At 65.1% G+C, this 10,908-nt stretch carries 11 protein-coding genes; 9 read left to right on the top strand and 2 right to left on the bottom strand.

The window, feature by feature from the left end; all coding sequences use genetic code 11:
• From ACIQ6O_RS01510 to ACIQ6O_RS01470, 9 genes are all read left to right on the top strand, one after another.
• Nucleotides 1–553, top strand: a 553-nt coding sequence (locus ACIQ6O_RS01510) for a sensor histidine kinase (protein WP_396205994.1), incomplete at its 5' end; no start/stop codon positions are given.
• Between the two features lie 112 nt (nucleotides 554–665).
• A complete protein-coding gene (locus ACIQ6O_RS01505; RefSeq protein ID WP_396205993.1) occupies nucleotides 666–1,385 on the top strand; it encodes a TonB family protein in 720 nt (239 codons plus the stop codon).
• A 33-nt stretch (nucleotides 1,386–1,418) separates the two neighbouring features.
• Nucleotides 1,419–2,150 (top strand): MotA/TolQ/ExbB proton channel family protein, encoded by a 732-nt coding sequence (locus ACIQ6O_RS01500; protein ID WP_396205992.1) that lies wholly within the window; start codon nucleotides 1,419–1,421, stop codon nucleotides 2,148–2,150.
• Between the two features lie 88 nt (nucleotides 2,151–2,238).
• Nucleotides 2,239–2,703: an ExbD/TolR family protein gene (locus tag ACIQ6O_RS01495; RefSeq protein ID WP_396205991.1), complete on the top strand. Its 465-nt coding sequence runs from the start codon at nucleotides 2,239–2,241 to the stop codon at nucleotides 2,701–2,703.
• Nucleotides 2,703–3,110 carry an ExbD/TolR family protein gene (locus ACIQ6O_RS01490; protein ID WP_396205990.1) on the top strand — a complete coding sequence of 136 codons (408 nt, stop codon included), beginning with the start codon at nucleotides 2,703–2,705 and terminating at the stop codon, nucleotides 3,108–3,110. The genes ACIQ6O_RS01495 and ACIQ6O_RS01490 overlap by 1 nt, the downstream gene beginning before the upstream one ends.
• Before the next feature lie 171 nt (nucleotides 3,111–3,281).
• Nucleotides 3,282–4,082 (top strand): hypothetical protein, encoded by an 801-nt coding sequence (locus tag ACIQ6O_RS01485; RefSeq protein WP_396205989.1) that lies wholly within the window; start codon nucleotides 3,282–3,284, stop codon nucleotides 4,080–4,082.
• A 113-nt stretch (nucleotides 4,083–4,195) separates the two neighbouring features.
• Nucleotides 4,196–5,680 carry an APC family permease gene (locus tag ACIQ6O_RS01480; protein WP_396205988.1) on the top strand — a complete coding sequence of 495 codons (1,485 nt, stop codon included), beginning with the start codon at nucleotides 4,196–4,198 and terminating at the stop codon, nucleotides 5,678–5,680.
• A gap of 41 nt (nucleotides 5,681–5,721) precedes the next feature.
• Complete coding sequence (locus ACIQ6O_RS01475) at nucleotides 5,722–7,008, top strand: dicarboxylate/amino acid:cation symporter (protein WP_396205987.1); 1,287 nt, start codon at nucleotides 5,722–5,724, stop codon at nucleotides 7,006–7,008.
• A 16-nt stretch (nucleotides 7,009–7,024) separates the two neighbouring features.
• Nucleotides 7,025–8,323, top strand: a complete 1,299-nt coding sequence (locus ACIQ6O_RS01470; protein WP_396205986.1) for a sterol desaturase family protein — start codon at nucleotides 7,025–7,027, stop codon at nucleotides 8,321–8,323.
• A gap of 85 nt (nucleotides 8,324–8,408) precedes the next feature.
• Here the strand turns inward: ACIQ6O_RS01470 and ACIQ6O_RS01465 are convergent, their stop codons facing one another.
• Both ACIQ6O_RS01465 and ACIQ6O_RS01460 read right to left on the bottom strand, forming a co-directional pair.
• Entirely contained in the window at nucleotides 8,409–9,359 is a 951-nt protein-coding gene (locus tag ACIQ6O_RS01465; protein WP_396205985.1) for a BadF/BadG/BcrA/BcrD ATPase family protein, read from the bottom strand.
• On the bottom strand, nucleotides 9,359–10,897 hold the full coding sequence (locus ACIQ6O_RS01460) for a sodium:solute symporter (protein WP_396205984.1): 1,539 nt from the start codon (nucleotides 10,895–10,897) through the stop codon (nucleotides 9,359–9,361). The genes ACIQ6O_RS01465 and ACIQ6O_RS01460 overlap by 1 nt, the downstream gene beginning before the upstream one ends.
• Nucleotides 10,898–10,908: the final 11 nt, after the last annotated feature.

Here is a 10,908-nt window from a genome sequence, read left to right as displayed (position 1 = left end):
TGAGCCGGTGGAGCTCACCCCCCTCACGAACGAAGTGGTGGAGACCGCACGCCTGCTGGGCGAGGATGCCGGGCTCGTGATCCTCGCCCCGCACATCGAGAACGCGGAAGTGCTGGGCGATCTGACACGCTTGCGGCAGCTCTTCCTCAATCTCGTCACCAACGCCATCAAGTACACGCCGCGCGGGGGCACGGTGGAGATCACCGTGCACCGCGACGAGTCGGTCGTGCGCGTTGCCGTGCGCGATACCGGCATCGGCATTGCGGCGGCCGATCTGCCGTTTGTCTTCGAGCGGTTCTGGCGGGCCGACCGCGTCCGGTCGCGCGCGAGCGAGCGTGGAGGCTTCGGGCTCGGTCTCGCCATTTCGCACTGGATTGCGCAGGCGCACGGGGGCGTGCTGGACGTGCAGTCACGCCTGGGGCGGGGGAGCACCTTTACCGTAACGCTGCCGCTCGCCGGTGCCCCGGGCTCCGGTATGACGGGCGAATACCAGTCGATTGTCAATAGTACCGATGGGTCTACCGAGCTGAACGGAATGCTAACGTCGGATTAATCCGATCCTAATCTTTCGATCATTGCCGGATCATTTGGCGGACGTAGAATCGCCAAGTCGCCTCCGGACACCCCGGAGAGGGACAGCGTAGCCCGTACCCCGGACAAGCGAGATGTTCAACAACCTGCTTGAGTCACAGGCCAAGAAGCAGAAGCGCTTGGGTGGGTCCTTCGCCTCGATCGTCTTCCACACCGCCATTGTTGCCGGTCTCATCGTCGTTACGAAGAACGCCGGGATCGTCAACGAGAAGCCAAAGGAAGAAAAGGTCGATTTCGTCGAGGTGAAGAAGGACGAGCCCAAGCCGCCCGAGCCGGAGGAGCCGCCGCCACCGCCGCCTGACGCCGTGGCCGCCCCGCCACCGCCGAAGGGCTTCCAGGTGCTCTCGGCCCCCATCGAAATCCCCAACGTCATCCCTGAGATCGACCTGTCCAAGAAGGTCACGGACGAGGCCGACTTCTCCGGTAAGGGTGTCGCTGGTGGTATCGCCAAGGGTGTCGAAGGTGCCAAGGCGCCGGTCCCCCAGGGTGATCAGCCCTACTTCGACTTCCAGGTCGAAAAGCCCGTTGTGATGGCCCCCGGTGCGCAGGGTCCGGCCTACCCGGACATGCTCCGCACCGCCGGTATCGAAGGGCAGGTTCTCGCCCAGTTCGTCGTGGATACGACGGGCCGCGCCGAGATGAGCACCTTCAAGGCGCTCAAGTCCGACAACGACCTGTTCACGACCGCCGTGAAGAACGCGCTGCAGCGTATGCGCTTCCTGCCCGCTGAAGTGGGTGGACGCAAGGTGAAGCAGCTCGTCCAGCAGCCGTTCCAGTTCTCGCTCAATCGCTGAGCCCCCACCTAACGTTTTGCGGAGACACGACTCATGAACATGTCGTTGATGGAGCTGTACCACTCGATGGGCTGGTTCGCCAAGGGCATCGTCTTCACGCTCCTCGGCATGTCGGCCTTCTCGTTCACGGTGCTCATCCAGAAGTGGTGGAGCATGCGCAAGGCGCAGGCCGAGACGCGCAAGTTCGCCCCGGAGTTCTCGCAGTTCCTCGAAGAGGACAACCTCAACGAGGCCATCAAGCTGGCCGAAGGCTACAAGAAGTCGCATGTCGCCCGCGTGCTCGGCGGCGCCCTGAGCGAAATCCGTCCGCTCATCCAGGACGGCTCGGTGACCGTGTCGGACATCAACTCGGCCGAGCGTGCAGTCGAGCGTGAAATGCTGATGACCGTCGTCGACCTCAAGCGCGGCCTCGGCATCCTCGCCACCGTCGGCGCCACGGCGCCGTTCGTCGGTCTCCTCGGCACCACGATGGGTATCGTGAACTCGTTCACGGGTATGGCCAGCTCGGGCGCCGGCGGTATCTCCGCCATCGCCGCCGGTGTTGCCGAAGCCCTCATCACGACGGCCATCGGTATCGGCGTCGCCATCCCCGCGGTGTGGTCGTTCAACTTCTTCCAGACGAAGATCGACAACCTTACGGCCGAGATGACCTACACGTCGAAGGAAATGATCGACTACCTCATCAAGGGTGTCTCGGGCGAGTTCGGCCGTTCGCGCTTCACGCGCGAGTTCAACACGGCTGGCCAGTCCTCGATCTCGCAGTAAGCACTTCCTTCACGACGATGCGCCACGGCGCTCCATTCCGGAGCGCCGCACGGCGGCGTAACGCAGTCCGTTTCCACGGAGTAACGCCATGGGCATGAGTGTAGGCGGCGGCGGTGGCGTAAAGGCCGAGCCGAACGTCACCCCCATGATCGACGTGATGCTGGTGCTGCTCATCATCTTCATGATCACGATCCCGCAGATCAACGCGGGCTTCAAGGCGGTGCCGCCCGAGGGCCAGAACCTCAAGCCGCACCCGGAAGAAGATGGTGACCAGGTACTCGGTATCGACGATCAGGGTCGCTATTACCTGAACAAGAAGCCGATCCGTAACGAAGATCTCGAAACGGCGGTGCGGGACATCTACGGCCAGGAACGCGAGGACTACATCATGTACGTGAAGGCCGACAAGGGCCTCCAGTACCTGAAGGTGGTCGACGCGCTGGGTATTCTCTCGAAGAGTGGCGTCCGCGTCGCGGCGCTCATCACCGAGCAGCAGCCTGGCACCGAGTCGCTGGTGGAATCCGATCGTATCAAGCCAGGGGGGAGCCAGTAATGGGTATGTCCGCTGGTGGCGGTGGCAGCAGTCTCAATAACGAGATCAACGTCACGCCCATGATCGACGTGCTCCTCGTGCTGCTCATCATCTTCATGATGATCATCCCGATGAGCCGCAAAGCCATCGATACGCAGCTCCCTGACCCGAATCCGCAGCCGGCCCAGCCGAATGTGAATCCGGACCAGATCGTGCTCGAAATCCTCCCGGACGACAAGTACGCGATCAACAAGGAGCCGGTGGAGAAGGCGAATCTGTTCAACCGCCTCAAGACCATCTATGACCCGCGCCCCGAGAAGATCATCTTCGTCAAGGGCGACACCATGTCCGTGTACGAGAACGTGATTTGGGCCATGGACCAGGCGCGAGGCGCCGGAGTCAAGGTCATCGGCGTCGCGCCGAAGTGACCGGTGGTGCCCTTCGGGGCACCTCCACCTGACCTCTGGTGTTCAATACGGCGGGCGACCCCAAACGGGATCGTCCGCCGTACTACATTGGTGTAGCTCCTCGGCGCGACACTCACCCCACCTATGGCAGCCACTCCACAGGATCACGCATCCGATTTGCCACCGCCGGACATGCCGCAGCGCCCGCGCTATCGGCCACCGATCGGTGTGCCCGTCTCCAAGGAAAAGCGGGGGCGCAGTTTGCTCATCGCCATTCTGCTGCACGTGGCGATCATCGCACTGCTCATCGTCCCCTTCACCTCGCCCGAGTTGATGCGAGAGGTGCTGGGAGCCGGGGGCTTCGGCCCCGCCGGTGGCGGGGGCGGGGGCAACAAGGGCACAGGCGGGCAGATGAAGCAGGAACGTCTGCAGTTCGTTCGCGTCGCGCCCACGCCGGCGCCCGTAGTGCCCACCCCGCAGATCAAGCCCCCGGAAATCAAGCCGCCGGTGGTGCCGCCACCGCCGGTGCCCAAGCCCACGCCAAGTCCCACACCGCAGCCGACCCCCACGCCGGCCGCCGCCACCTCGGACGCGGCCAGCAACACCGCGGGAACCGGTGGGGGCGCCGGCAGTGATGGCAGCGCCGGTAATGGGCCAGGTAGCGGGGGCGGCGTTGGATCGGGCACCGGTACCGGCCGCGGGACGGGGGCTGGTGCAGGCACCGGTGGTGGAGTCGGCTCGACCTTCCCGCCGGCCCCCACCGAACTGTTCCTCCCGCCGCTGCCTGTGCCCAACAAGGCCAAGGGGACGATCGTGGTCGTCTTCGATGTCGACTCCACCGGCAAGGTGCTCGACCTGCAATTCAATCCCACGAAAGACGGGTCGTACAATCGGAAATTGCGTGAGGCACTCATCGCCATCCGCTTCCGCCCCGCAGTGAATGCTCAAGGGGTTCCCGTGCGCGCACGGACCGAGATCACCTACTCGCTGTGATCTGCGCACGCGACTAGTTTGACGTTGTCTGTGAGGGCGCGAGCAACTCGCCCACAGACCGCAGGCACTCCCCTCCCGAGGCCAAGGCCTCCCCAACACATCCCAGGTACGTCATGGGGCTGTTCGATCGAAAGCCGATCGTCACGCTGGACGACGGTGAGCATGGCATGCGCCGCACCCTCGGCGCGGGCGATCTCGTCATGTTGGCGATCGGTGCCGTCATCGGCGCCGGCATCTTCTCTTCGCTGGGGACCGCCGCTGCCGGCGAAACCCTCGCCGACGGCACCATCGTGCGCTACGGCGCCGGCCCCGCGCTGGTGCTCTCCTTCGTATTGCTCGGTGCCGTCTGCGGTTTGGCGGCGCTCTGCTACGCGGAGCTGGCCTCCATGATTCCGCAGGCCGGCAGTGCGTACGCCTATTCGTATGCCACGCTCGGCGAAATCGTCGCCTGGATCATCGGGTGGGCCCTTATTCTCGAATACGCCGTCGGCAATGTCGCGGTCGCGATCGCGTGGGGCGGATACTTCAACTCGCTCCTGTCCGGCTTCGGCATCGATTTACCCGGCTGGCTCACGCACGGCTACTGGAATGTGCAGGCCAGTAGTGATCCCGCCATTCGCGGCCTGCTGGACACCGCGCCGCGCATCGCCGGCGTCCCGGTGCTCGTCAATCTGCCCGCCTTCGGGATCGTGGCCGCCATCACGGTCCTGCTCATGCAGGGCGTGAAGGAGAGCACGCGCGCCAACAACATCATGGTCGTCGTCAAGCTCCTCGTGCTCGGCTTGTTCGTCGTCGTGGGCGCCATGCACATCGATCCGGCCAACTACAAGCCGTTCGCCCCCAACGGATTTACCGGCATCCATCAGGGCGCCGCCATCGTGTTCTTCGCCTATATCGGCTTCGACGCGATCTCCACCGCGGCCGAGGAGACCAGGGACCCGCAGCGCAACCTGCCGCGCGGTATCCTTGGCGGGCTCGCGGTGTGTACGCTCATCTACGTCATCGTGGGCTTCGTGGCCACCGGCCTCGTACCGTACACCGAGCTGCGCAGCTCCGACCCGCTCGCCAAGGCGCTGTCGCTAGCGGGGCTCGACACCGCCAGCTGGATCGTGGCCGCCGGTGCCGTGGTGTCCATGTCCGCCGTGTTGCTGGTGTTCCAGTACGGGCAGCCGCGCATCTTCTACGCGATGGCCCGCGATGGGCTGCTGCCACGTTTCGCGGCGAAGCTCGATCCGAAGACACGTACGCCCAAGGTCACGACACTCATCACCGGCGTGGCCGTGGCCCTCGGCTCGCTGCTCGCCGATGATGCGGCCACCTACGATCTTACGAACATCGGCACCCTTGCCGCCTTCGCGGTGGTGTGTATCGGGGTGCTGGTGCTGCGGTTGCGCGAACCCGAGCGTCCGCGCCCCTTCCGCGTGCCGTTCGTGTGGGCCGTGACCCTGCTCGGCGCCGGGGCCTGCGTCTTCGTGATGAAGGGGCTGCCCGCCAGCGCGTGGATTGCCTTCGCCGTATGGATGGCAATCGGTCTCGCGGTCTACTTCGCGTACGGCTACCGTCACTCCGTGTTGCGCACCGGCGCGACGGATCGCTGAGCGACGACTCGCTGAGCAACGACCACCCTCCCGACCTACTTATGGCTCAACACTCTGCGGGCTCCACCGCCTCCGCTCCCGCGAAGAAGGGGCTGCTCGGCATCGGTTTCACCGGCTGGATCATCATCTCGATGATCGCCGGTATCCTCTTCGGCTGGCTCGCGCCGGATCTCGCGCCGAACCTCAAGCCGTTCGCCAACATCTTCCTGCGCATGATCAAGTCACTGATCGTGCCACTCCTCTTCAGTACCCTCGTCGTCGGTATCGCCGGCCACGGCGACGACATGAAGAAGGTGGGGAAGCTCGCGCTGCGCTCGATCATCTATTTCGAAGTCGTGACGACGCTCGCGCTGGCCATCGGGTTGATCGCCGTCAACGTGGTGAAGCCCGGGGTCGGCCTGTCGCTCTCGGCCGCTGGTGACAGCGACGAGTTCAAGGCCCTCGCCGCGAAGACGCCCACCTTCTCCTCGGTGCTCGAGCACACGGTGCCGCAGAGCTTCTTCGAGGCGGCGGCGCAGAACGAAGTGCTTCAGATCGTCTTCTTCGCCATCATCTTCGCCGTGGCCCTCGCCAAGGTGGAGGGGCCGTCGAAGAAGTTCATGCTCGATTGGCTGCAGTCGCTCAGCGACATCATGTTCAAGTTCGTGGGCATCGTCATGGCCTACGCTCCCATCGGGATCGGCGCCGCCATCGGCGTGACCGTGGGCAAGAGCGGCCTCGACGTGATGCTCAACCTCGCGAAGCTGGTCGGCACGTTGTACGTGTCGCTTATCATCTTCGTGATTCTGGTGCTGGTGCCGGTGGCGCTGATCGCCAAGATCGATCTCAAGCGCTTCTGGGCGCTCGTGAAGGAGCCGTGGCTCATTGCCTTCTCCACCGCCTCGTCGGAAGCGGCGTTCCCGCAGGCCATGCAGGCGATGGAGAAGTTCGGCGTCCCGCGCCGCATCGTGTCGTTCGTGCTGCCCACCGGGTATTCGTTCAACCTCGACGGCAGCACGCTGTACCTGGCCATCGCGTCGGTGTTCGTGGCGCAAGCGGCGGGCATCGACATGCCCATCGGCACGCAGCTGCTCATGATGCTCACGCTCATGCTCACGTCGAAGGGCGTGGCGGCGGTACCGCGCGCCTCGCTCGTGATTCTTTCCGGAGCGCTCGCGCAGTTCGGGCTGCCGCTCGAGGGCATTGCGGTCATCCTCGGCGTCGACGCCATCATGGACATGGCGCGCACGTCGGTGAACCTCCTCGGCAATTGCCTCGCCACCGCCGTGATGGCGCGTTGGGAGGGCGAGCTCAAGACGCCCGCCGAGGGCGACACCGTCCCGGCCTGACACGCGACCGCCTGACATGGGCATCATTCAGGCATCCATTCCGCTGTTCTTCCTGTTCATCGCGGCCGAGCTGCTCTTTGCGCAGCTCGGCCGTCGTCCGTTCTATCGGCTGAACGACAGCATCAGCGACCTGTCGGCCGGTACGATCAGTCAGGTCGCCGGCGTGTTCACGAAAGTCCTGCTGCTGGCCGTGTACGCGTGGACGTTCGACCAGCTGCGCGTGCAGCGCTGGCTCGATCTTCCCGAGTGGCCCGGCGGACGTTGGCGTACGGCTGAGGGGGCGTTACATGCGCCGGTGATCGTCGCGTGGTGTGCCGCCTTCGTGCTGGTGGATTTCGCGTACTACTGGTTCCACCGCCTGTCCCATGAAGTGAACATCTTCTGGGCCGGCCATGTCGTGCACCACAGCAGCGAGGAGTACAACCTCGCCGTGGCGCTCCGCCAAAGCGCGGTCGGCGGTGTGCTCAGCTGGATTTTCTATGTGCCGCTCGCCGTGCTGGGCATGCCGTGGGAGCACTTCGCCGTCTGCTACGCGCTCAATCTGGTGTACCAGTTCTGGATACATACGCGCGTGGTACACCGACTGCCGGCGTGGTGTGAAGCGGTGCTCAACACGCCGTCGCATCATCGGGTCCACCATGGCGTGAACCCCGAGTACCAGGATCGCAACTACGCGGGTGTGTTCATCGTGTGGGATCGCTGGTTTGGCACCTACACGCCGGAACGCCAGGAACCCGTGTATGGCCTCACCACACCGCTGCGCAGCTGGAACCCGCTCTGGGCGCAAGTGCACCAGTACGTGGCAATCGCGCGCAACGTATGGCACGCGCGGAGCTGGCGTGATCGTTGGCAGTATCTCTTCGGTTCGCCCGCGTGGCGTCCGGCAGAGCAGGGTGGGCCCGTCGTGTTGCCCGAGGTATCGCGGGACACATTCACCCCGTTCGATCCGCAGGTGCCGCGCGCGCTGTCCTGGTATGCGCTCGCGCAGTTCGCGTTGATCGTCCCGGTCGCGTTGTGGTTTCTGGCCAGCGCCGCGCGCCTGCCGGTCGGCCAACTGATCGCCGGCGCCTTCTATCTCGCGCTCTCGCTCACGAACGTTGGGGGCGTGCTCGAGGCGCGTCGTTGGGCCTTCGCCTCCGAGCAGGCGAGGCTGGGAGCCCTGGCCGTCGCGGGCGTCGTGCTGCTCACGCGTGGAGCCCTGATGCCCGGTCTCGGCTTGGCGTTGCTTTGCGTAGGAAGTCTCGCGGCACTGTGGACACGACGGCATGCGTTCACGGCCATGAGTGACGAGCGCATGGACTTCCACCACGCGTGAGCGTACGGCGGATACCACCCCGAAAACACGAAGAGCAACGATCACTCGTTGCTCTTCGGTACGTCAGTCGGTGGCGGGAGCGCCGTTAGACTTCCACGCCCAGCAGGCGTCGCGCACGCCGCACGGCACCGCGCGCAGCATCCACGTCCTCACTCTTCACCGTGGCGCCGGGCACCGCGCTCTTGAGACGCTGTTCGAGGCGCTTCCGCACGAGTGAACCGCGGGACAACAGGCCACCGGCGAATGCCACCGGAATGCTCGCCCGCTCATCGGTGAAGCACCGCCGCGCCAGCGTTCGCACGTGGAGCGCCAGCTCTTCCACACAGAAAGAGACCAGCGCGTTCGCACGGAGATCGCCCGTCGCGGCCACCTTCGTTACGACCGGAGCGAGTTGGGCATACATGGCGGGCGTCGCCGTGGCTGCCCACGGAATCACCTCCTCGAGCGTCTCGAGTTCGAGCGCGGTAAGGATGGCACCGGTCAGCGCCGTCTCCGGCTCGCGACCATCGTGTGCCGCCGTGACCACGCTCAGCGCCCGACGACCAAGCCAGTGCGCGCTGCCTTCGTCACCCACGTTGGGGCCCCAGCCACCGCATCGCTCCAAACGTCCATCGGGGGCCTTCGAGTAGGCCACCGATCCCGTGCCGGCAATCAGCAGGACGCCGGCCGAATCCCCGAAGGCATCGTCCATCGCGATCGCCGCATCGGCCTGCACCGACACGTCGTCCGCCACGCGGTGCTTGGCGAGTGCCGACCACAAAGCCTGGGCCGCGCGCTCCTGACCCGCGCCGGCAACCCCCACCACACACACCGCCGGTCGGGTCTCCGTGCGCTCTGCCTTCGCCAGTGCCTCATGAATGAGCGCCTTGATGATGTCGGCCGCGGCTCCCTCTTCTCCGGGACGCAGCGCGCTGCCCGCCCCCTCCACGCGCGCCAGCGTGGCGCCGGAAGCGTCGGAAAGCAGGACGCGGGTATGGCTCCCACCGCCATCCACGCCGACCACCAGCGGCGTCGGGTCGAGAGGTCCGGCGCTCATCAAACACTCCTGGATGCAGGCGACCGGCCGGCCAGTTGAGCCGGGGCCGCGTGAGTAAACGACGACAACATGCCCGTTACGAAGGTAATCGTCAGGCCGATCAGCACGTACCAGGGCCACGCGATCGTAGCCACGCCACCGAGGGTCGAGGCCATTCCCGGATAGGCCGCCACGATCTGCTTGGCGAAGACGATGAACGCCATGCACCCGATCCCCACGCTCATCCCCAGAATGGCGTCACGTTGGATGGCGCGCGGCCAGAACATGCCGAGGAAGAAGCCGCCCAGCAGCCCGCCCTGCGTGAACGAGGCGATGGAAAGCGCGATCACCACGACCGGCGTCCCCTGCTCCTTGAATAGCAGCGCACCGGCCGTCAGCCCGATCCCCCAAAGCAGGGCGAACAGTTTGCTCACCTTCAACGTGCGCGGATCGTCGGCGCTGCGCCCGGTGAAGGGCAGGTAGATGTCGTACGTGGACGACGCGGCGAGCGCATTGATCGCCCCGGAGTGCGTGCTCATCGTCGCCGCGATGATTGCCGCCACGATCAGGCCGATCAGTCCGTGCGGCATCCGCTCGATGATGAACGTCGGGAAGATCTGATCCGCCGCCGGGAACGTCTGTCCGTTGTACACCACCCACAGCCCAAGACCGACGAACAGGAACAACGTCATCTGCGCGAAGACGGCGATGCCGCTGCCGATGATGGCCACCTGTGCTTGGCGCAGCGACCGGCTCGAGAGCAAACGCTGCACGATGATCTGGTCCGCACCATGCGACGCCATCGCGAGGAACGCGCCGCCGATCAACCCGGCGAACATCGTGTGCGGTCGGTCGAAACCGGCGTACCAGTCGATCGCCTGCAGCTTGCCGGCCGCACTCGCCCGATCGATGATCGTGCTCCAGCCGCCATCCACCGCCTGACCGAGCAGCACGATGGCGGCGATGCCCCCCGTCACGTAGATGCTCGCTTGCAGTAGCTCCGTCCACACGACCGCCTTCATGCCACCGCGGTAGGTGTAGATCACCGTCAGCACCCCGAGCACGAGAATCGCCGCGGGCATGGCGTACTCGCGCGGGATCACTGGGCCGATGATGAGCGCCACCGGAATCGCCGTGGCGAACACGCGCACGGCATCCGCCATCGCGCGCGTTACCATGAATACCACCGACGTGAAGCGCCGAGTGCCCAGACCGAACCGCGTCTCCAGCAACGCGTACGCCGTCACGAGATTGCCGGCGAAATAGCGCGGTAGCAGGGTATAGGCTACCACGACACGCCCGAGGATGTAGCCGGCCACCACTTCGAGAAATCCGAGGTTGCCGGTGTACGACAGCCCCGGAATACTGATGAAGGTGAGCGCCGACGTTTCACTCGCGACGATCGAGAACAACACCGCCCACCACGGAATCGCCCGCTCGGCCACGAAATAATCGTTCGCCGATTTCTGGTTGCGGCCGATCCACATACCAAGCGCCGTCGTGCCGCCGAGATACAGGAGCAGCACGAACAGATCGAGAAGGTTGAACGTGGTGGTCATGGGCGTGCACA

This window comes from Gemmatimonas sp., from assembly GCF_044345575.1.
GTDB lineage: Bacteria > Gemmatimonadota > Gemmatimonadetes > Gemmatimonadales > Gemmatimonadaceae > Gemmatimonas.
This window is presented reverse-complemented; position numbering and strand designations above follow the sequence as displayed.